Genomic DNA, 22240 nt, shown 5'->3' with positions numbered 1-22240 from the left:
GCAGAAATTGACGGTATAGAAGCCGGAACAATGAAATTGCGCAAGTTGCTATGATAAATCACACTCTCATGATCATGCTTCCTGTAAATAAGCAGAGACTAGGATTTACTTCTAAATATGAGCGACTTGAATGTATTTTAATCAGATGAGTGATATCTCATCAATACGGGTGCCAGAACGATAGATATATTGGCTCTTGATCATCGATCCGAGTATAAATAACATTACCAATGCACAATATAATCATCGTGAAGATCATTATTAAATACTGCATCTGTGGATAACCTGTAAAAACATCATGATCATCGTTTCAAGACTCTTTTGATCATCTTTTCATAACCTTAATGATCATGCTTACGAATAAATATGATCATGCTTTCAGGTTATTGTTGATCATACTTTCAGACTTCTTATGATCATAGTTCCGAAATACATGAAAATAATAGCCTTATAGAACAAAAGCTTAGCGAGAAACTCCAAGCCAGATCATTAGATCATATAATCAATTAAGATCAGATTAATCAAAAAGATCAGTTATTTAAAAAACAATCTTTTTTCTTTATTTATGATCTGTTTTTCTTTATTCTTCGGAACCATAGCACAACTACGGCTAGTGTGATCTGGATCTAAAATGACGGCTGATGAAAAAATTCTGATTAAAGCACCGAGAAGCCACAAAGATGGCCATCTTTTTGAGGTACATGAATCCTCTGCGGATTGGGTAGAGCAGTACCAACATTTCAAAGGGGTGACTAAAAGCATCTTAGAGTTGCTTAATCTGATCTCATTACGAGGCTTCAGCAGCAAGGATGGTTTGGTTTCAACCACAGAGATTGTGGAAGCAACAGATGGGCAACTCACACGTGCAGCCCTGCAACAACGTTTGCGCGCGGCAGTAAATATTGGTTTATTTACTCAAACTCGAGTGCGTTTTGAAGAGGGACTTGCTGGTAAAACGATGCTACATAAATTTGTGAATCCCAATCAGCTTATATCTGTGTTGGGAGCAACAAGTCTTGTTACCGACAAAGTTCGCCAGAACGAAAAACAAAAACGTTCGAAAGCATTGGCTCAGACTCAAGTAAACAAACGTTTGTTGAATGAGCACGGGTTAAACACACCTCCCACGATGAAAGATGAAGCCGATCAATTTGTTGTATCTCCAACAAATTGGGCTGGGATCATTGACCAAGCACTTGCGCCACCAAGAACTCGAAAAAGTTATCAGAAATCCATGGTGTCGATCTCTGGCACAAAAGCCGTTATCGAGACGCGATCATCCAAAAATATCATGACTGTGGATGATCTCATGACCCTGTTCGCTCTCTTCACGTTAACGGTTCAGTATCATGATCATCACAAAGATCAGTATCAGCTTGATGCGGCTCACGTACCAAACAAAACGCCGCTATACATCACTGATATTTTGTCGCTCAGAGGCAAAAAAGACAGTGGCCCAGCTCGTGATTCCATTCGCGATAGCATTGATCGCATTGAATTCACTGATTTTCAGCTCCATGAACTTACTGGACGTTGGCTAAGTGAAAACATGCCAGAGGGCTTCAAAAGTGATCGTTTTCGTTTTCTTGCTCGAACCATCACGGCCTCTGAAGAGGCACCTGTGGAGGGAAGCGATGGTGAAATTCGTATCAAGCCAAACTTATATATTTTAGTTTGGGAACCTTCGTTTTATGAAGAGCTGTTAACGCGCGATTATTTCTTCTTGTTTCCGCCAGAGATCTTGAAACAACATACTTTAGTGTTTCAACTGTACTCTTTCTTCCGTAGTCGCATGGTTCGTCGTCACACGGATTGCATGCTACTGAGTGAGTTAAACCAGAAACTTGCACGTAACATTGAATGGCGACGTTTCTCCATGGATCTGATCCGAGAACTAAAGCGTTTGTCTGATGGAAAAGGGAATGATGATCTATTCGTCGTTAATTTGTGGGGTTATCACCTGACGATCGAAACCATGATCGAAAATGACAAAGTGATGGACTACCAGATCGACATCAAATGTGATGTCGAAGAGGTCTTACGTTATTCACGAGCGCGAACGACCAACGCAGGAAAGCGTAACATGGCGCCTACGCTGCCAAATCCACTTCGTAATGAGATGGTAACCCGACAACAGCTTGAGGAGCTCTCAGGCATCATAGACGGCGAATTTGAGCCCATTCAACGCAAAGCACCGTCTCCAAGAGGAAATTTAGGGAGACGCGTGAAGCAAAGAAAACATTTGGTAGAGATCAATGCTGATGAGATCACCATTACTCTATCTAAATATACCTCACCAGAGGCTCTAGAACGCAGTATAACGGCTTTGTCTGCGATGACAGGGCACTCGTATGCCTCAATCAAAGAAGAGTGCTCAGATTACATAGAGAAGCTCGATTGGCTAAGGGTAGGGGATGAGCCGATTCCTTATGAGACATTAAGTAAAACCGTCGAGCTGTTTAACACCCAGAACGATGTTAAGCATCTTACCATCGAGCGCTTGATTGCGGGGTTAGCGGTGCGTCGGAAAGTTTGTCGTCAAATCTTCGATGGTCACATGGATGAAATGGTATTTCGTGCCTTGGATGAAATGGCGATTTAAAAGTGTCGCTTGATGTGTATCAAGCTATAGGTGTGATGTATCGGTTTGAAATGTAACAATGTCTTTCGATGATAAAAAACAGACTTAACTCTTACAAACTACTGACATTAGAAGCCAAGCCTAATACTACTATTTATCCCGAATAGACAACCTTTTGTCCTTTCTGATGATTAATAGATTGGCTCATATTGTTACATTCATTCTGAATAGACTTCGCGAGTTTCTCCTCAGGAAACTCGCTTTTTTTTTGCCTAAAATTCCGCTAATTAAGCCTTGATCATTTTTCCGGACTAATGAGGTAAACCTTGATCATGCTTCTTGGGTTCATTCCAATGTAATGAACGCATCAACGCAACATGTGATTCGATTAAGCTATGGGCTTGTTCCTGCCACTTGTTTTGATCACACTGCTGATTACAAAACTCTAACGCCACAACGGTGAGGTGCTGAAGTCGTCTCAAACACCAATCTTTGATCAGAATATCAGTCGAGACTTGGCATGCTGCTTGTTCAAGCTTTGCACTCGTATAAAGCAAAGTTTGATATGCTTTCTGAGGGTCTTGGTACCTTGCATGTTGAAACACGCGTAAACATCCATCCAACCAGCAAGCAATCGCTTTACTTTGAAGATCACTCAATTCGGGTCCAAACACGTCATCAGGCACCTGATATAAGATCGTTTCCAATTTTTCTACTTGATCATGTTTCCGCTGTTCGTACCACATGGCGATTTGATCTTGCCAAGTACTCAAATCCATTACGCTGCCTCAGTCCATTGTTTTACATAGTGATTTGGCCCTATTTGATCAAATTCGTCGACAATTATGCTGCTACGTTGACGAATTTCATCGGCATCTATCGAATAGTTTGGCTCATTTTTCACTAAGTTACCAAAAGGTAAGTCAGGATCAGGAACGGCAGAAATCAACAGCTTAGTATAAGGATGCTGCGGATTCTTAAGTATTGAATGCGTGTCGCCCCATTCAACGATTTGCCCTTTGTACATTACTGCGGTTTCTTCCGCGATGTAGTGCGCAGTTGCCAGATCATGAGTGATGTATAAAAAACCAATTCCCAGCTCTTGCTTCATTCGTTGCATTAAATTCAACACTCCCAAGCGAATAGAAACGTCCAGCATAGACGTAGGCTCATCCGCAAGAATGATTTGCGAACCTACCGCTAAAGCCCTTGCTAAGTTTACTCGCTGACGTTGCCCACCACTGAGTTCGTGAGGGAACTTATTCAATGTCTCTTCAGGTAGTTCCACCAGCTTTAGGAGCTCTTCCAAGCGGGCTGGGATGTCGCGCTCGTTTTTGACTTGTTTATGAATTTTTAAAGGACGTGTTAGGTGATGGCGAATGGTATGAGTTGGATTGAGAGAGCCAAACGGATCTTGAAACACCATTTGTACTTTACTGCGATATTCTTGTAGAGCCGATCGTGACGTGATCTCATTTATGTCAGTGCCATTGAAAAGGATCTCGCCTTCCGTTGCAGGATAGACTTTGGTTATTAAGCGAGCGCAAGTACTCTTACCGCAGCCTGACTCTCCAACCAGAGCCAAGGTTTTTCCTGCGTACAGATCAAAAGTCACTCCTTGAAGCGCACGAAAGGTTTCCTCTTTCGCTAAACCACCGCCTACTTTGAATTCTTTAATCACATTTTTCATTTGGATGATAGGCTGGCTCATGGTTACGCTCCTTGTAACTCTGGTTGTTTGTGGACGTCATGGATGTTTGGGAAAGAAGCCCAAAGCTTTTGCGTGTAGGGGTGTTGAGGATGATTGCGTATATCGTATGCTCGATTGACTTCGACGATTTCTCCGTGACGCATGATTGCAATTCGATCACATAGTTGGCTCATGAGTGCCAGGTCATGAGTGATAAAGAGGACTGAAAAACCGAACTCATCTCTAAGCTGATAAATTTGCTGTAAAATTTCTCTCTGTACCACTACATCTAATGCTGTTGTGGGTTCATCCATAATGATCAGTTTTGGATTTAGAGACAAAGCAATGGCTATCACCAACCGCTGACGCATTCCTCCTGAAAATTGATGAGGATATTCTGCTAAGCGTTCTCGAGGAATATTGACCAAGTCCAACAACTTTTCTGCTCTATCTTTTGCTTGAGCGTTAGTGAGGCCTTGATGGTGTCGTAACACATCTGCAAATTGCTCTTGTATCGTTAAGACAGGGTTGAGTGAGTTCATCGCGCTCTGGAACACCATGGCGATTTCACTCCACCTTAGAGCGGTCAGCTCAGAGTCTGAGATACTAAGGATATCCTTGCCATCAAACCAGATTTTACCGCCAGAAATGAACGCTGGCGGTTTATGAAGACGATTTATTGAGAATGCGATTGTGCTTTTACCACATCCAGATTCACCGGCAAGACCAAATACTTCGCCTTTGCCGATATCAAAGCTGACGGACTTTACCGCATTAAAATCACCATTATCAGTGATGTAATCGACGCACAAATCTCGGATCTGGATGACCGGGTCATTGTGGTATGCATGACTTAAGTTAATACCATCCATATAAACACCTTGCCAATCTAAAAGATAATTATTATCATTATCAGGTGTGGCGGTTTTTAGAAAGTATCAAGCTATGAATCAGTGAAGTGACTCGAAAGTTAGGTTAAACAGGAAGTGGTGTAATGCGTCGTTGATAAAACTAAAGAAGAGCAGAATTGAGAGCTAGATCAGCACACTTTTCGTAGGGGGAATTACTCAAATTTAATCGTAAATTTGTCCCTTAGCAAAACTTAAATGATGAATCTATTAAGGAGTTAACGAAAGGGCGGGAGGGGTCACATTTCCCTACAGTTTTTCTTACCACCTTGTTCCGGTTTTGCTATAGATTACGCATCGAAAACATGGTGTGTTCGGAGGAAATATGTCCATTAATTCTATCGACCATGACGAGATGACCAACATCGCTCACAAATGGGAATTACCTGATGAGGAAACCGTTGTGAAGCCAGAGAAAACAGTGAAATCAGCAGAAGCCAGAAGACGCATTGAAGCGTTACGTGAGATCCGTGAAAGTGGGTTGACCATTGAAGAAGCAAGGGAGCTTGGCTTGATACACTGATCGCCTCAGGTTGGTTTAGCAACCCATAGGGTAGTCGACGGACTGCCCTTTTTATTTTTTCACTCTATTACTCTCTTATTCAAACCCTCCATTTATCTGTCTTGCGCCTCAAAAGCACGAGTTTCACACTCCCGTCCCGAAGAAGTTTGACAATCTGACCTTGTGTTACTAGATATATCAGTAGCGATATGCTTTTTGTTGATTATCGCAACCACAAAGCAAGGAGCGCAAGTATGGTTGATCAAATCCTTTTTTATGAGCCCGATGAGCCCCACGGTTTTCTCTCAAATTTTTGCCATGCCCCAGTCAATATCTCCTCCCAAACTTGGCCCACCAGCGAACATTATTACCAAGCCCAAAAGTTTCTCGATGCTCAGTTGCAAAGTAAAATTCAGCACGCAAGCACCCCTGATGAAGCGTTTGCTTTAAGCCGTAAATACGAACACTTTGTCAGAAGCGATTGGGACGATATAAAGTTGGCTGTTATGGCTTTCATCGTTAGGGAAAAGTTTCTACAAAATCCACCATTAGCGCAGCAATTAATGAGAACGGGTAACGCTTGCCTAACAGAGCATTCTCATAAAGATGCCTTTTGGGGAGACGGGGGAGATGGTAAAGGAGAAAATCATCTAGGAGAGATTCTGATGAATGTGCGGGCAGAGCTGAGACATGTTGAGCCTTACAATCTCGTGAAGTTTATCGATAAAGCCAAACTGCCCACCCAGTGGGGCACATTTATGATGTACGGCTTTATTGAAGCCGCGACAAATAAAGAGCATCTTGCTCTGGTCTATGGCGAGCCAACAAAAAGTGCAGCACCACTTATTCGGTTGCATTCGGAGTGTCTTACCGGAGATGCTCTATTTAGCACGCGTTGTGACTGTGGTTTTCAGCTTAATAGAGCGCTACAAAACATCGTCAAAGAGGGATGTGGTGTGCTGCTTTATTTACGTCAAGAAGGGCGTGGAATCGGCTTGATTAATAAAATTCGTGCCTATCACTTACAAGATGATGGCGCAGATACCGTGGAAGCAAATGAGCGTTTAGGTTTTGCCGCTGATATGCGTGATTACGCGTTCTGTAAAGGAATGCTAGAGCATTTGGGGATTGACGCTGTGCGTCTAATGACGAATAACCCACGCAAGCTCGCCGCCTTAAAAGCGGTTGATATTAACGTCATTGAACGAGTGCCATTACAAGAAGGGAATAACCCAAGTAATCAACATTACCTGAAAACCAAGGCGAGTAAATTGGGGCACATGTTTGATCCTAAGTTTGTTAACCACATTAAGTAAGTGCTACAGATTTCCCAGAAACAAAAACGCCAACGTATCATCGTTGGCGTTTTTGTTAATGAGTTGATTCATTGATACTTTTGAATGATTTCATCAATTTCCCCTGAGGCTTTTAATTCAACGAGTCGTGTATTGATGTAATTTTGAGTTTCTGGTTGCATTTGAGGTGAAAAAGCTAGGTAGATTGAGTAGTCAGGAATAACCGAGCTGAAAGGCTGTATCTGAAAATTCTCTAACTGCAAATTGAGTCGCTTTAAGTTGTAAAGGACTCGGGATTCCATCTCGACAAAAGCTGTATCTCCAGGGGTTCGGCTTATCACTCGGTATGCGGCGTTGTAGTCTTTCACGCGCATTTCATTGACACTGCCATTTTCAAAGAACGGTGTTAAATTTGGATAATCAAACCCCAGCAGTAATACAATAGAACGACCATGCATGGTATCCATATTTTTGAATTCTAAAGGCTTCTCGCTACTCGACACCAGTACATGTTTTACAGTGTAAATGGGCTCCTCAGATAAATTTTCCGATTGCACCTTGCCCCAGTTCGGGCTGCCATAAGTTAACCAGTTTGGCTCAGCGCCTTCTTCCAATATGGAAATCATACGTTTAAATGGATAAGTATGATAATTCACTTGGTAATCCGACTCCGCGAAGATAGCGCTGACGATATCGGTCACAATTCCGGAGTGCATTTGTCCCTGTTGTTCAATTTGAAATGGTCGAGCTTGTTCAGCAATGACGTAATAGTTCACTTGATTTGCGGTCACATGAGAACTTACAACAATTAAGCTAAAAGCCAATCTAAGTAGAAGTCTTTTCATCGTATCCTCGATTATTATTTGTGCGTAGCTATATTTAGAGTAGCGCAAGTTTATCGGAGCGGTTTCATATGGATGAAAAAGAGCGATCTCAACGTCGTTTTAGTATCGGCAACCAACTTATGTTGGCGGTATTAACGTTGAGTTTAATCTTTACGGTCATCATTTCTACAGTGAGCTTATATCGAGTTTTTCACGAAGATTTAGCCCATTTAGATGTTGAATTAAAGCAGGTTGAGTCTAGCTATTTATCGAGCTTTTCTGCGAGTTTGTGGGTAGAGGATAGGGAGCTGTTGCTGACACAAGCTCAAGGTGCAATGCGTATGCCCTCGGTGGACTACTTGCGTATTGCTAGTGAAGACGAAGTTATCATTGAATTAGGTTCGGCGCTTTCTGAGGATGTTGTCGAGAGAAGCTGGCCGATGCAGTATCGGGTCGGCGATAAAACGTATGATCTCGCGATATTAACGGTTCAATCGGATCTTAGCGCGATATATGAAGATCTTTGGCAGCAGTTCTTTTTTCTACTTACGACAGAAGCGATCAAAATTCTTGTCCTCATCATTGGTGTTCTTTGGGTGGCGTTTCGCTTGTTGGTCAATCCGTTACAATTGCTGTCTGGTGCGGTGAGCGATTTTCGTGGCGGTACAGTGCCGAGTAAAGTGACTCTCCCTAAACGATGGTGCTTTGATGAAGTGAGTGTTTTGGCAGAGAAATACAACCGAAGTGTTGAGAAAGTGAAAGAGCACCAGACTGAGTTAGAGGCTGAACGCGATAGGGCAGAAGTCGCTAATCGTAAAAAAAGTGAGTTTCTCGCCACTATGAGTCATGAGATCCGCACACCGATGAATGGCATTATTGGTGTGTCGTCGTTGCTCAATGACACCGACCTCGATCCCCAGCAAAAAGAGTTTGTAGAGATCATTGACAGTTCTTCTCACTCACTAATGACGATCATCGACGACATTTTGGACTTCTCTAAAGTTGAAGCTGGCAAAGTAGAGCTGGAATACACGAGCTATGATCTTCGCGAGCTACTTGACGATGTCATCAGTTTACATAGTGTCAAAGCCAAGCAGAAAAACTTACAGCTGCTCAGCGATATTGATCCTCACTTGCCAATGGAAGTGCAAGGTGATGCCACACGATTGAAACAAGTTCTGAACAATTTGTTGAGCAACGCGATTAAATTTACCGAGCGCGGCCATGTGAAGCTTCTTGTAGCGTTATCTCGACTTGATGGAGAGACCGCTCATATCCGGTTTCGAGTTGTGGATTCTGGTATTGGTATTGCGAAAGAGCACCAACAAGCAATCTTCGAACGCTTCCAACAAGCTGATGGTAGTACCACCAGAAAGTATGGTGGGACAGGGCTTGGTTTGGCGATAGCTGCACAGTTGGTTAACTTGATGGGAGGGGAAATACAACTAACAAGTGAGCTTGGGCTGGGAAGCTGTTTTGAATTTTCGATTCCTGTTGCTGTAATAAATGCGCAACCGACCTATACCGACCAACTTAATGTATTAGATTTCCGGAAAGCGGAAGACAACGAAATCAGCCCTCAAGATAATGATAAACCTTGGGTATTGGTTGTTGAAGATACCATCGTCAATCAGAAGGTAGTTCGCATCATGTTAGAAAAACTGGGTGTGCGAGTGAGTGTCGCCAACCATGGCGAAGAAGCATTGCAGCTGTGTGATCAGCAGCCTTTCGATTTGATTTTTATGGACTGCCAAATGCCTGTGATGGATGGGTTTCTTGCTACGGAGCGAATTCGAAAAATGGGAGAGTGGGGGAAACACGTTCCAATTATTGCGCTAAGTGCCAATGTCATTAAAGAGGATCAGCAACATTGCTTCGATGTCGGGATGAACGAGTTCGTGGCTAAACCCGTTACCAAGACTCGATTACAACAAATATTCGAACAGCATTTACCAAAAGCACTGAAAATCAGCGCTGTGCCTAAATAGTTAACTTGAAATCGATCAAGTTAAGTGCGTTTCTATTCTGTAATTGTAACTCTGTGTGATATAGTGCCCGGCTAGTATTTAAAGTACCTTGAGGCTGTGAATGTCGTTTAATCTATCCCTATTGCCGCCTGACGAAAAAAACAAAATCGAACTGGATAAGCAGGCGTCGTTTTTGGTTTGGAAGCTCAGAGAGGCCAAATCTGGTCCTGAAGCAATAGAAGAACAGTTGTCCAAGATTAACGATGCTGATGAAAAGGCGTTTTTCCAGCAATCGGTCGAAAAGTACAAACGAGTAATGGGTGTCGCTTAACGCGAACCGTGGCAATGGTTCAATCCAATGCGACGAATGAGGTAACCTCCCTATTCCTTTGCTAAGCGAAATTGAAAAGGTTTCGCTTTTTGCTAAAATCCTTCGCATTAAATTTGAATTTAGAGAGACATCCCGATGGGAAGAAGTTTTGAAGTGCGCAAAGCCTCTATGGCGAAAACTGCAGGCGCGAAAATTAAAGTTTATTCCAAATACGGTAAAGAAATTTACATGTGCGCGAAAAACGGTGGTGGTGATCCAGACATGAACTTGTCTTTGAAACACCTGATCGCAAAAGCGAAAAAAGACCAAGTTCCTGCGCACGTTATCGATAAAGCGATCGACAAAGCGAACGGTGGCGGTGGTGAAGACTACACTCCAGCACGTTACGAAGGCTTCGGCCCTGGCGGTACTAGCGTTATCGTTGACTGTCTAACAGACAACGGCAACCGTACTTTCCAAGATGTACGCCAATGCTTTGTGAAAGTCGGTGCGAAAATTGGTGTTGAGGGCTCGGTTTCTCACATGTTCGATCACCAAGCGGTATTCCAGTTCAAAGGCGACGATGATGAAATCATCCTAGAAACGCTAATGATGGAAGACGTAGACGTTACTGACGTTGAGCTAGAAGACGGTGTTATCACTGTATTCGCACCTCACACAGAATTCTTCAAAACAAAAACTGCGCTTAACGGTGCATTCCCAGATCTAACGATCGATGTTGAAGAAATCACATTCGTTCCGCAAACTCATACGCCTGTATCGGGTGAAGATGCTGAGAAGTTCCAGAAATTCCTAGATCTTCTAGATGACTGTGATGATGTTCAGCAGGTTTACCACAACGCAGAGCTGTAATTAATTCGCTCATATCGTTGTAAAAAGGCTTCTTTAGGGAAGCCTTTTTTGATCGCTTTTTCTCAAGCAACGCTATGCGTTACGATATTTGGAATAACACAGCGACATGATTACACCAAAACAGATACCTTGAGTTAGCATCGCCGTGCCGCCATAGCTAAAGAAGGGAAGTGGGCTACCCATTACTGGCAACAAGCCACTCACCATGCCCGTATTGATAAAAGCATACAGAAAAAAGCTCATCGCTAATGCGCCACTTACCAGCCGACTAAAAAAGTGGTCAGACTGACATGCAAGCAACATAACGCGTGCAGTAATAAACAAGTACAATGCGAGTAAGACTAAACTGCCAACAAAGCCCCACTCTTCTGCATAGGTCGAAAAAATAAAGTCCGTATGACTTTCTGGAATAAAGCCAAGTGTTCCCTGCGTTGCATTCATCCAACCTTTGCCTTTCATACCGCCTGAGCCAATCGCAATCAAAGATTGGATGATTTGGTAACCCGAACCCAGTGGATCGGACTCAGGGTGCAAGAACTGTGTTACACGGCTCTTTTGATAGGTTTCCATAACGAAGAACCATAAAATAGGTGCTAACGTTAAAATGCTCGCAATAAACCCGCAGATTATTTTCCAGCTCATGCCAGCCAAAAACAAAACGAACAATGCATAAATGATGGTAAAAACTGCACCGTCTAAATCCGGTTGTAGCGCGATTAACCCGGCAGGAATCATTGTAATAAGTAAGCAAAACGCAATTTTCCGAATGTTTGGTCGACCTCCTTCAATATGAAGCATCCAGGCGATCATGATTGGAATGGAAAGTTTGATTAGTTCGGACGGTTGAAAGCGGAAGAAGCCGATATCGAGCCAACGTTTAGAGCCATTGGTGCTATCACCAAATAAAGCGACAGCAAGTAGCAGAGCAACCGCAATAATGTAGAGATATGGAGCTGAGCGCTGATAGCTGGACGCTGGAATCGAGGACATGACCAAGATGCAAACTAATGTCAGTCCGCAGCGCGCCAAATGTTTGAAGAGCATCGCCTCATTAAAGCTACTGGCACTCCAGAGAGTGAGCGAACTTAACAGCATGATCGGAATGATCGCCATGAGCAGTGGTAAATCAACTCTTGGGAAATAACGCTTATTCATTTTCAACGACCTAATAACGCACCTATTTTGAGTGCGAAAACAACTAAAACTCGAAGAGTTCAAACTATTCCGATGCTAAGAATCTCGATTTCGAAACAACAGACACCATGCAAAGGTGTGTAAGAAAGGAGAGTGCGCACTGTCTGTTATGGGTAGTTGTGGGATGGATAAATACACTAGCCTCAGATTTTAAGCCAGTGTTTTTATTGTGACTGCCGTAAAAATGTAGCGTTACGAATGAACGGAATTGTATTTTCTGTTTAAGTGAATGTCATTCATCCTCTCTCAATACCATTCACTCCGCATAATTGCCATTGGTCGCATGCAAAAGCAGCGTGCGATCTTCTCCCTTAATCTGAAACCATCAAATCACGTTCAACTAAGGACAGTACATGATGGTTTCTCAATCTCGCTTAATCAAAGCTCTTAAACTGGCAAGTACCTTTATCGCCACATTTGCACTTAGCAGCAATCTGGCTCTGGCTAACCCAAGCGAGCGCACACTCAGTCAATTCAACCAAGCGGCGCAGGGTGACTCTGGCTTAGTTGATACTGTTTATGGCGAACTATCCAAACAACTCGAAGAGCAGGGCGCAACGCCGGTGACCTTGGTTTACTTGGGCAGTGCTGAGACGTTGCAAGGTCGTGAGGCGTTTATGCCTTGGAACAAGATGAAGTTCACCGAGCGCGGTCTTGCTACTATCCAAAAAGGTTTGGATCTAATGGCGAATCAGCCAGTACCACTGCAAGAGCAACAACGCTTACAAGGTTTGCCGGAATACCAACTAGCCACCGCTATGGCAGCTACCACATTTACTTCTCTACCTGACATGTTCAATCACTTTGAGCGTGGCTACGAGCTGTACCTTTCTCTGCTCGATGAACCGAGTTTTAGCCAGCAACCTTTCGCCGCAACGTCTTGGATTTATCGCTACGCCATTGAAGCGGCACTGCGCGCTGAAGATGTTCAACAAGCCAAAACATGGTTAGCACAAATGGAGCAGTTGGGTGACAGCAATTTAGAAACGCAAACCGCGAAAGCGCTGCTAGCGAAATATTAGAGAGGCGTCATGATCGTTTTTAATCAACTTAGCCGCGATTACGCCCTTGGCAGCCAAACGGTGCGTGCATTGCGAGATGTGTCTGGTGAAGTGTTTGCCGGCGAAATGGTGGCATTGTGTGGACCGTCGGGCTCAGGCAAAAGCACCTTACTTAACGTGCTTGGCATGCTGGATACTCAATACCAAGGTCAGGTGACATTTGCAGGCAGCCCATACCCAACCGGACAAATGCATGCGGCGAAAATGCGCCGAGAAAAGCTTGGTTTTGTGTTCCAAAAATTCAATCTTGTCCCCGTGATGACGGCGCTAGAGAACGTGGCTTATCCGCTGCATCTCAACGGCTTTTCAAAAGCAGAACAAACCGAGCTCGCCACACAAATGCTAGAACACGTTGGGTTGGGTGAGTTTATTCATCACATGCCCGATAACTTGTCGGGCGGTCAGCAGCAGCGTGTGGCAATTGCTCGTGCGTTAGTGCACAAACCAGCGTTGGTGATTGCTGATGAGCCAACCGCAAGTCTTGATAGCCAAACTGCCAACAAGGTCATCGACATTATGAAAGGGCTCGGACACGAGCTAGGCACCACTTTTGTCGTCGCTACACACGACCCTCGTATGGCATCCCGCTGCGATCGCACCATTGAATTGGTGGACGGCAAAATTACCCAAACGCACGCAAGTGTGGAGGAGGTTTCATGGGCAAGCTAATTCCAGTTTCAGTTCGCCTTGCTTGGTTGAACCTGCAACGCAATCGCCGTCGCAGTTTATTGTCGATGTTGATCATTGCCATTGCCGTGTTTGCCTTAACCAGTGCGGGCGGTTTTGGTCTATACACCTACGACAGTTTGAAAGAATCGACAGCGCGTGACACGGGGCATCTGACGTTAACCACACCGGGTTACTTCGCCAAAGAAGAAGAGATGCCACTGAGTAACGGTTTAACTCATGCAGACGACATTACCAAGCAATTGATTGGGTTGAATGAAGTGCGAGGTGTGCAACCACGAGTTGAGTTCAGTGGTTTGATTTCCAACGGTAACAAATCATCGATCTTTATCGGCATTGGCGTGAACGAACGTGAATTCGATATGAAAGGACCGTTTTTGGATGTGCGCGAAGGGCAAACGCTGTCCGACATTCATGCATCGCGTTATGACCCTACAGAGCCAGAAGTGATGCTTGGCGTTGATTTGGCGAACAACCTAAGTGTGCACGTTGGCGATTGGATTACCTTGCTGGCGACCACTACCGACGGCGCATTGAACGCGTATGACTTCAAAGTTCGTGGTATCTATTCAACTGGCGTGCCTGAGCTTGATAAACGCCAACTGTACGTGCATATCAACAGCGCGCAATCGCTGCTCGGTTCAGACAAAGTCAGTGCGTTATCTGTCTTCCTGTTCGACACCAGTTTAACTAACCAAGTCGAGCAACAAGTGGCTTCGGTTCTGAGTAAGCAAAAACAGAACTTTGGTGATCAAGATATTGAGATTACGCCTTGGCAAGAGCGCGCGTTCTTCTATCTCAAAGTGAAAGATTTGTACGATCGTATCTTCGGCATCATGGGTGCAGTAATGGCGCTGGTGGTCTTTGTTGCGCTGTTCAACACCATGACTATGTCGGTGACTGAGCGCACCCGTGAAATCGGCACCTTATCGGCTCTTGGTAGCTACCCTCGCGAAATTATTGCTGGGTTCTTGCGCGAAGCAGGGTTACTTGCGGTGATTGGTAGCTTAATCGGCGCTTTGTTTACGGCGCTAGTCACCGTCTTACTGATGGTCGTGGATGTGCAAATGCCGCCACCGCCAGGACGCACAGAAGGTTACCCATTAACGATTTACTTCTCTTGGGAGCTGGTAGCTATAGCAGGATTTGCAGTATTGATGATTTGTTTGGTTGCGGCGTTTTTCTCGGCACGCAAAGGGGTGAACAAGCCAATTACGGAGGCACTGATTTATGTTTAATTTCAAATCACTATTACCAATTGCATTGCTGATGGTAACTGGCGTTGCAAGCATCAATACCAGTGCGAATGAAACAGCGTTAGATGCACAGCAAGTCGCGCAATTGATTGAAAAAGCCGACAGCTACCGCTTGCAAGATGATTCCTCCAAAGTGGTGTCATTGGTGCGCTTATATCAAGACCAAGAACTAGATAAAACCCGCCTTTACCACGTGTACACGCGCCCAAATCGTGAATCGCTGGTGGTGTTCAAATCGGCAGTCGAAGCCGGGCAAAAGATGTTGATGATGGGCGACAACTATTGGCTACAAATGCCAAAGAGCCGCCGTCCGATTCGCATTACGCCAATGCAGAAGCTGCTTGGTGAAGCGTCTATCGGCGACATCTCAACTTTGACGTGGAGCCAAGATTATCAAGGTGAATGGAAAGCGACAGAAACTGTCTCGGTAAACGCGGAAAGTGTCGCGGCTTATCACCTTGCGTTAACCGCGAAAACCAAAGGGGCGAGCTATCAGAAGATCGACTTGTGGTTGTCTGAGCAAGATGCGTTTCCAATCAAAGCTGATCTTTACTTGCGCTCTGGCAAACTCGCCAAGCAAGCGCAATATGGGCGTGCAACTGACAAAGGTGAAGACTACGTCAGTGAGATGACCTTGCTTGATAGCATTCAGCCGAGCAAAAAGACCGTTATCGAGTATCAAGAGATCGTGCCTTGGCAGCTGGACAACAAGTTCTACAACCCAAGCTATTTGCCGAAAGCCAATACGACTCAGCTTTAGCCTGAACTCCTTAAATAGAACCATGAAAACGAGCAAGGAAGTCACATGAAATCGCACCAGCCTAACCTTAACAAAAGCACCAGTTTGTTGATTGCTGCGTCGTTGTGTGTGGGCGCAGCAGCCCCAGTTTTTGCCAATGATGAGCTGAGTTTTGAGTGGGATTGGGCTGTCAGTTACGAAACTGCCAAGCAGCGTGATAGCGCATTTATGCAGGCGCAGGGCAGTTCTCGTGATTCACTTAATGCACTGTTGGATGTGCAAGTGAACTATCAAAACTTCAGTGGCTTGTTCGCTCTGTACAGCCAAGGTTTGTACCTCAACCAACAAGGAGAGAGTGACTGGTGGAGTGAAGCTGATAACCAACTACTGATTCGAGAACTTGCTTGGCTAGGGGAGTGGCAAGTCGGTGACACCACACTTGATGTGAGCTTAGGTAAGTTGCGCATTGATTGGGGCGTGGGTTATGGCTACCGACCTTTGGATCTGTTTAAGCCTTATCGACAAAATCCTGTTGGCTTAGTAGCAGAAGAAGGTGCGGGTGTGTTTTCACTTTCACACTACGATATGGCAGGCGAGTGGACGGTGATTGCAACGGATTCAAGCTGGGGGCAACAAGACCAAAGTGCACTTGATCAAGACGCAGAGCAACAAGGTGTTGGTATTCGTCGTTATGCGCTGGTGGGTGACACCGAGTATCAACTTATTGGTTATTACGATGATGTGCGCCGAGGTTTACTCGGAGCCAGTGCCATTGCCGTGTGGGATGAATCCATCGCCATGCACGGTTCCATGCTGTGGCAAAAGCAAAGTGTCGGCTATCAGTTTCAGCAAGATGACCTTTACCAACCCGTTTCAGTTGAGGAGCAGGGCAGCGCATTCCAAGCCTTAGTTGGATTGAACTGGGCAAACCAAGCCGGACACAACGTGATTGCTGAATATTGGTACGACAGCCGAGCATGGTCGAAAAACGAATGGCAACAAGCAATAGAGCGTGGAGAGTTTCTCTCTCAGATCCCTGAACCTAACAACTCTCTGTTGGCTAGCAGCGCTCTACTTGCGACAAGCTACGCCCAAGGGTTTCAGCATGCCAATATCGTTCAGCATAACGTAATGCTGCACTGGAGTTGGGATGTAGAAGCATGGGCTGCATGGAACGGCGAAGCGGATATGGGCTGGCTAAGTGATGTAACCCCTACGTTGGATGTGATGCTGTCGCCACAAGATGGTGGTGTGATTGTCACGCAGTGGCTTAACTACCAATGGATTGATACCGGCGATCAAAGTGTAGAAGTGGAAGTTGCCGCACGCTTTTTAACCGGAGACGACCAATCTGCTTACGCACAAATCAATGATAAGCATATGATTGTATTTAACATCAAAGGGAAATTCTAAATGTGTTCAGCAAAATCAGTGGTGAAAAGTGGATGGCCGCGTAGCTTATTAGTGACCACGGCATTTTGTCTCTTTATCGCAGCAATGACGCTCTCGGTTTGGGGCGGTCCATTCTATATTCATGTGGCGGTTAGCTTTGGATTTGGCTATTCGGCTATTTTCTTCTCATGGCTTGTCGACCGCCTATTTCCTACCATTCCTCGTTTGGCGGAAGTGGCTATCTCGCTGACGGCATGCCTATTGTTTGGTGTGGTGAACGCCCAGCTTTGGCTTGGGGAATACTTTGGTATCTCAAGTATGCTGTCGGTTGGTCTCATGGGGTTGTTATTCAGTGCCATGTGCTTTTTCTATTTCTACTCACGCGAGCAACATGCAATCGCTCAACGAGAGTTGGAAGCCATCAAACGCGAGAAAGCAGAGCAAGATCGTGCGCTGTTGCTGAGTCAGCTTAAGCAGATGCAAAGCCAGATTGAACCACATTTCCTATTTAATACCTTGGCGAATATCAGCGCGCTCATGTCGCAAGATGTCGATAAAGCTAAGCTGATACTAGAACAGTTAACCGCACTGCTGCGAGCAACGCTAAAAAGCTCACGCGAAGAACACACCACCATAGACAATGAAACGGCGTTACTTGAGGCTTACTTAGGCATCCAGCAAACCCGTTTAGGTGACCGACTCAGTTACAAGATTGAGGTGGAAGAGGGATTAGGCAGAACCGAGCTACCGCCGATGATGCTTCAACCCTTAATCGAAAACGCCATCATCCATGGTATTGAGCCAAAGCGAGAAGGTGGTGAAGTCAGCTTGCTCATTAAGCGCGAACAGCAGAACTTGAAGATTGAAGTCAGAGACACAGGTGTTGGCTTGAATCACGTTAGTGGGCACATGGGCTCTGGCGTGGGTCTAAGTAATCTCAAGCAGCGAGTTGAAGCTTTGTTCGCAGGGCAAGGAGAGGTCTCTATCAGTGAGTCTGCTCAGGGTGGCGTTTGTGTTCGCTTGCGCTGGCCAATGGAATCGTAATCAAGGAAGAAAGGAATGAATACAGGGTTTACTGCCATTATTGCTGATGATGAACCGCTATTGAGGCGTCATCTTGATAAAAGCCTAGCTGAAGTGTGGCCAGAGCTAGAGGTGATAGCCAAAGTCGCCGATGGTGAACAAGCGTTGCAAGCCATTGAGCAAAGCCAACCTGACATCGCGTTTCTTGATATTCGTATGCCAGTTTTGGATGGCATGACATTAGCGCAAAAACTCAATCAATTCGCTAATCCACCTTTGATTGTGTTTGTCACCGCGTACGATGATTACGCCATCAAAGCTTTTGAGCAAAATGCCGCCGATTATTTGCTCAAGCCTATCTCGGATGAGCGCCTCCTGACGACGTGTGAAAGAGTGAAAGCACGCCTTGCTAAGCGAGAGAAAGAAAGCAGTAATGTGCAGATGAGCAGCCTGTTAGAACAGTTACAACAATTATCTGCGCCACAAACGCCGCAATATCTTCAGTGGATCAAAGCGACGCAAGGGAAAGATATTCATCTGATTGCCACGTCTGATGTGTTGTATTTCAAAGCGGAAGAAAAATACGTTTCTGTGTATGCCCAACAAGGACAGGGCAAAGTGCAGGAGTATTTGATTCGCACATCGTTGAAAGAGTTGATAGGGCAGCTTAACCCAGAACAGTTCTGGCAAGTACACCGTTCAAGCGTTGTGCAAGTGTGCAAAATTAGCAAAGTAAACAAAGACTTTGCTGGAAGAATGTTTGTTCACGTTGGAGAAACTAAGCTCGCTGTGAGCCGTGCATCTCAAAGTTTGTTCAAAGGGATGTAATCGCTAGAACTGCTCACTCTTTACACTGTAAACTCGCTACTCTTAACCCAAGTTATCAAGGAAGATAAATGAATTATAGCGTAACCCTGTTAAATGCGACGGGAGAGTTGTCTCCAATCTCTGAGTATTTACATCAAAAACTTGATGATCTGAGCTCACAACTTTCTAGTTACTTTGATTTGAGTTACATTGACCTCACCATTAGCCCGTTTGATCGCAATGACGTACCGCAGACGGGGATCGGTGGCTATTGCTTAAGTGCCTATCGTGTAGAGATTCTGCTTGATACTCAACGTACTGATATTAAAAACGTTATTGAGAAAGAACTAGCTGCGGTGTTAGCGCATGAGTTGCATCACCTGTTCCGTATGCGAGCGGGAGAAAGTGGCGTTGCACTTGGTGATGTACTGATTATGGAAGGGTTAGCTTGTCACTTCGAACGTAAGGTGAATGGCGGCGTCACTCCGAGCTTGTTTGAGAACATCAAGGATCAAGATTGGCGCCCTTTCTATGCTGAGGTGAAAGATAAGTTGACCAGCCTAGATTACAACTTCGACGCTTACTTTCTTGGCAGCGATGAAAGCCGCTGGCCGAAATACATGGGGTATTGGGTTGGGTACAACCTTGTTGCTGAATATCTGGCTGATTTTCAAGGCTCTGAGCTTGATTTAGTCGGAGCCAAAGCTGAGCTTTTCTATCAATAACTTCGTTATAAGCCCAACTAATCGGCTGAGTCATAAAAACAAAAAGCGCCTAAGTCATCAGACGTTAGGCGCTTTCTTCGTTTTATAGCGACGATTTCTCTGCAGAGGCGAATGGGTTTATTCGCTGATCGTCACTTTCTCGATAATGATTGGATCGCATGGCACATCATCGTGACCAAGCTTAGAGGTCGTTTTTACTTTCGCGATGCGGTTTACGACATCCATACCCGCAGTCACTTTACCAAACACGGCGTAGCCCCAGCCTAGGTTGGTAGTTGCGGTGTGGTCTAGGAAATCATTGTCTTCCAAGTTAATGAAGAACTGTGCCGTTGCAGAGTGCGGAGCATCGGTACGCGCCATTGCGATAGTGCCAACAAGATTCTTTAGACCACGGTTTGCTTCGTTCGCGATAGGGGCGCGTGTTGGCTTTTCTGCCATGTCTTCTGTATGACCGCCACCTTGGATCATAAAGCCGTCGATAACGCGGTGGAAAATGGTGCCGTTGTAGAAGCCATCTTCACAGTATTTTTTGAAGTTCTTTGAGCTAACTGGCGCTCGTTCTAGGTTCAGTTCAATCTCGATATCACCGAAATTGGTGGTCATAATAATCATCTGGTTTGCCCTTATGGGTGCTAAGTTGGCGGCATTATAGCTAAGTCGTATGAGGATAGCAGAAATAAAAACAGCGACGTTTTGGCGTCGCTGTATGCATGATGTAAGAGTGAGGAAAGCGTTAAACCGTAAAGCGACCGACCAAGTCGTACAGCTCGTTAGCTTTGTGGTTAAGGTTGCCACTGCCTGCACGGTTTTGGTTGGCAAGGTGTGCCGATTGGCTGCTTTGTTGAGAGATCACTTCAATACGTTGTGAAATCTCTTGGCCAACTTGGCTTTGCTCTTCGGTTGCCGTTGCGATCAGCGTGTTCATGTCCATGATGTTAGCAATTGCGGCTTGGATTTCTTGCAGTGCGGCAGAGGCTGCTCGTGCTTCTTCAACCGTTGCTTCACCGCGCGCTTGGCTTGAACCCATGGCTTTCACTGCTGCATCCGAGCCAGACTTCAACTGCTCAATCATTTGGTGAATTTCACCTGTGCTGTCTTGAGTGCGACTCGCCAGTTTACGAACCTCATCGGCAACGACTGCGAAGCCGCGGCCTTGTTCGCCTGCACGGGCTGCTTCAATGGCTGCGTTCAGTGCCAATAGGTTGGTTTGCTCAGCGATGTCTTGAATCACTTCTAGCGAAGAAGAAATGTTTTGTACATCGCTCTCTAGACGAGAAATCACCGTGCTGGCTTCTGACACTTCTAAAGCGAGCGCTTCGACAGAGCTCGCTGCGGAATCAACAATGTGTTTTGCTTGCTGTGAGTTATCATCAGCGTCTTTGGCGGATTGCGCCGCTTGGTTAGCGTTGTTGGAAATCTCGTGCGCCGTTGCTGTCATCTCGGTCATTGCCGCAGCGACTTGTTCGGTTTCTTCACGTTGACCTGAAGCCAATTCGTCCACTTGCGATGCTCGCTGTGACATGTCGTTGGTCTCTGAAACCACTTCTTGCCCTACGTGGCTAACGCTCTTGATTATGCCTTGCAGGCTTTCAACGAAGATATTGAAGTTTCGGCTCAGCTGGGTGAACTCCGGCACGCTCGATTCTTCCATGCGTGCGGTTAAGTCTGCATCGCCTTGCGCGAAAGAGTGAATTGAAGCATCAAACTGCTCAATAGGCTTCATGATGCTGCGGTTAACAAACACCGCGAAGACCGCGACGATGGCTGCAATCGAGACACAGAACAGAGCAATTGCCGTCAGTGTGGTGTTGAGGGCCTGATGCGCGGCTTCTTCCATGTTTGCCACAATGGCGTCGATATCGTCAGTGTAGAAGCCCGTACCCAACATCAAATCCCATTCAGGAATAAAGACCGAGTAGCTCAATTTCGGTAGTGCTTCGTTCTGACCGAGTTTCGGGAAGTAATAAGTCGTGAACTCACCTGTTTTGGAATTTTTGATCAAATCCTGAATCAGGTAATTGCCTTTCTTGTCCTGCAAGTTATAGAAGTTCTCTCCGATGCCTTTGGTGTTTTTACCTACCACGACACGCACGCCTTTTGAATCGTAACCGAAGATGTAGCCGGATTGACCAAACTCCAACTGTTTCAAGATCGGCAGTGCTTCTTCAAGTGGGGCATTTTGAACGAGCAGTGGCTCGACAGCGGAGCGCGCCATTTGGACGTAGTTTTTGAGCTCGGCTTTTTTCATCTCCATCATTTGACTTCGAGTCTGCTCAATCTCGTGTTCGTTGTAGGCTGTGGTTTGTAGATAGGTGAACCACATCATGCCTATTGCCATGGTTAGAATTGGAATTATTGAAAGGATATATAGTCGTTTTCTGATCGTCAGATTCATAGAGACGTCCT

At 45.3% G+C, this 22240-nt stretch carries 21 protein-coding genes; 14 read left to right on the top strand and 7 right to left on the bottom strand.

The window, feature by feature from the left end:
* Positions 1–631 precede the first annotated feature (631 nt).
* Positions 632–2602, top strand: a complete 1971-nt coding sequence (locus H9L11_RS17190) for a replication initiator protein RctB domain-containing protein (protein WP_205391308.1) — start codon at positions 632–634, stop codon at positions 2600–2602.
* A gap of 290 nt (positions 2603–2892) precedes the next feature.
* On the opposite strand, the gene H9L11_RS17185 is transcribed toward H9L11_RS17190, so the two are convergent.
* Genes H9L11_RS17185 through H9L11_RS17175 form a run of 3 tightly spaced genes read right to left on the bottom strand, consistent with a single transcriptional unit; the run spans position 2893 to position 5143 of the window.
* Positions 2893–3360 carry a hypothetical protein gene (locus tag H9L11_RS17185; protein ID WP_005374501.1) on the bottom strand — a complete coding sequence of 156 codons (468 nt, stop codon included), beginning with the start codon at positions 3358–3360 and terminating at the stop codon, positions 2893–2895.
* Positions 3360–4292 carry an ATP-binding cassette domain-containing protein gene (locus H9L11_RS17180; protein ID WP_017821873.1) on the bottom strand — a complete coding sequence of 311 codons (933 nt, stop codon included), beginning with the start codon at positions 4290–4292 and terminating at the stop codon, positions 3360–3362. The genes H9L11_RS17185 and H9L11_RS17180 overlap by 1 nt, the downstream gene beginning before the upstream one ends.
* Before the next feature lie 2 nt (positions 4293–4294).
* Positions 4295–5143, bottom strand: a complete 849-nt coding sequence (locus H9L11_RS17175) for an ABC transporter ATP-binding protein (RefSeq protein WP_005374497.1) — start codon at positions 5141–5143, stop codon at positions 4295–4297.
* Between the two features lie 361 nt (positions 5144–5504).
* Here H9L11_RS17175 and H9L11_RS17170 point away from each other — a divergent pair, with 361 nt between their 5' ends.
* Entirely contained in the window at positions 5505–5702 is a 198-nt protein-coding gene (locus H9L11_RS17170) for a hypothetical protein (RefSeq protein ID WP_005374493.1), read from the top strand.
* A 233-nt stretch (positions 5703–5935) separates the two neighbouring features.
* Positions 5936–6997 carry a GTP cyclohydrolase II gene (gene ribA, locus H9L11_RS17165; RefSeq protein WP_081107475.1) on the top strand — a complete coding sequence of 354 codons (1062 nt, stop codon included), beginning with the start codon at positions 5936–5938 and terminating at the stop codon, positions 6995–6997.
* Positions 6998–7065: 68 nt separating this feature from the next.
* On the opposite strand, the gene H9L11_RS17160 is transcribed toward ribA, so the two are convergent.
* Positions 7066–7821, bottom strand: a complete 756-nt coding sequence (locus H9L11_RS17160; RefSeq protein WP_033907241.1) for an ABC transporter substrate-binding protein — start codon at positions 7819–7821, stop codon at positions 7066–7068.
* Positions 7822–7889: 68 nt separating this feature from the next.
* Here H9L11_RS17160 and H9L11_RS17155 point away from each other — a divergent pair, with 68 nt between their 5' ends.
* The 3 genes from H9L11_RS17155 to H9L11_RS17145 all read left to right on the top strand — a co-directional run bounded on the left by H9L11_RS17155 (position 7890) and on the right by H9L11_RS17145 (position 10950).
* The gene (locus H9L11_RS17155) at positions 7890–9788 is read left to right on the top strand and encodes an ATP-binding protein (RefSeq protein WP_205391307.1); all 1899 of its coding nucleotides are present in this window, start codon (positions 7890–7892) and stop codon (positions 9786–9788) included.
* A 100-nt stretch (positions 9789–9888) separates the two neighbouring features.
* Positions 9889–10098 carry a DUF3283 family protein gene (locus H9L11_RS17150; RefSeq protein ID WP_005374484.1) on the top strand — a complete coding sequence of 70 codons (210 nt, stop codon included), beginning with the start codon at positions 9889–9891 and terminating at the stop codon, positions 10096–10098.
* Between the two features lie 135 nt (positions 10099–10233).
* Positions 10234–10950 carry a YebC/PmpR family DNA-binding transcriptional regulator gene (locus H9L11_RS17145; RefSeq protein ID WP_005374482.1) on the top strand — a complete coding sequence of 239 codons (717 nt, stop codon included), beginning with the start codon at positions 10234–10236 and terminating at the stop codon, positions 10948–10950.
* A gap of 72 nt (positions 10951–11022) precedes the next feature.
* Here the strand turns inward: H9L11_RS17145 and rodA are convergent, their stop codons facing one another.
* Positions 11023–12105, bottom strand: coding sequence for a rod shape-determining protein RodA (gene rodA, locus H9L11_RS17140; protein WP_064376345.1), 1083 nt, complete (start codon positions 12103–12105; stop codon positions 11023–11025).
* A 392-nt stretch (positions 12106–12497) separates the two neighbouring features.
* Here rodA and H9L11_RS17135 point away from each other — a divergent pair, with 392 nt between their 5' ends.
* From H9L11_RS17135 to H9L11_RS17100, 8 genes are all read left to right on the top strand, one after another.
* The gene (locus H9L11_RS17135) at positions 12498–13166 is read left to right on the top strand and encodes a hypothetical protein (RefSeq protein ID WP_033907237.1); all 669 of its coding nucleotides are present in this window, start codon (positions 12498–12500) and stop codon (positions 13164–13166) included.
* A gap of 9 nt (positions 13167–13175) precedes the next feature.
* The gene (locus H9L11_RS17130) at positions 13176–13874 is read left to right on the top strand and encodes an ABC transporter ATP-binding protein (protein WP_033907236.1); all 699 of its coding nucleotides are present in this window, start codon (positions 13176–13178) and stop codon (positions 13872–13874) included.
* Positions 13862–15130, top strand: a complete 1269-nt coding sequence (locus H9L11_RS17125; protein ID WP_033907234.1) for an ABC transporter permease — start codon at positions 13862–13864, stop codon at positions 15128–15130. The genes H9L11_RS17130 and H9L11_RS17125 overlap by 13 nt, the downstream gene beginning before the upstream one ends.
* Entirely contained in the window at positions 15123–15908 is a 786-nt protein-coding gene (locus tag H9L11_RS17120; protein ID WP_205391306.1) for an outer membrane lipoprotein-sorting protein, read from the top strand. Before H9L11_RS17125 ends, H9L11_RS17120 begins: the two co-directional genes overlap by 8 nt.
* Before the next feature lie 45 nt (positions 15909–15953).
* On the top strand, positions 15954–17300 hold the full coding sequence (locus tag H9L11_RS17115) for a hypothetical protein (protein ID WP_064376347.1): 1347 nt from the start codon (positions 15954–15956) through the stop codon (positions 17298–17300).
* Positions 17301–18323, top strand: a complete 1023-nt coding sequence (locus H9L11_RS17110) for a sensor histidine kinase (RefSeq protein WP_205391305.1) — start codon at positions 17301–17303, stop codon at positions 18321–18323.
* Between the two features lie 15 nt (positions 18324–18338).
* On the top strand, positions 18339–19130 hold the full coding sequence (locus H9L11_RS17105) for a LytTR family DNA-binding domain-containing protein (RefSeq protein ID WP_064376348.1): 792 nt from the start codon (positions 18339–18341) through the stop codon (positions 19128–19130).
* 68 nt (positions 19131–19198) lie between these two features.
* Positions 19199–19834, top strand: coding sequence for a DUF2268 domain-containing putative Zn-dependent protease (locus H9L11_RS17100; RefSeq protein WP_064376349.1), 636 nt, complete (start codon positions 19199–19201; stop codon positions 19832–19834).
* A gap of 117 nt (positions 19835–19951) precedes the next feature.
* On the opposite strand, the gene H9L11_RS17095 is transcribed toward H9L11_RS17100, so the two are convergent.
* Both H9L11_RS17095 and H9L11_RS17090 read right to left on the bottom strand, forming a co-directional pair.
* Entirely contained in the window at positions 19952–20446 is a 495-nt protein-coding gene (locus H9L11_RS17095; RefSeq protein WP_020195057.1) for a peptidylprolyl isomerase, read from the bottom strand.
* A gap of 121 nt (positions 20447–20567) precedes the next feature.
* Positions 20568–22229 carry a methyl-accepting chemotaxis protein gene (locus tag H9L11_RS17090; RefSeq protein ID WP_064376350.1) on the bottom strand — a complete coding sequence of 554 codons (1662 nt, stop codon included), beginning with the start codon at positions 22227–22229 and terminating at the stop codon, positions 20568–20570.
* Positions 22230–22240 lie beyond the last annotated feature (11 nt).

The sequence above is a fragment of the Vibrio sp. sp1 genome (assembly GCF_016920955.1).
Lineage (GTDB): Bacteria > Pseudomonadota > Gammaproteobacteria > Enterobacterales > Vibrionaceae > Vibrio > Vibrio alginolyticus.
This window is presented reverse-complemented; position numbering and strand designations above follow the sequence as displayed.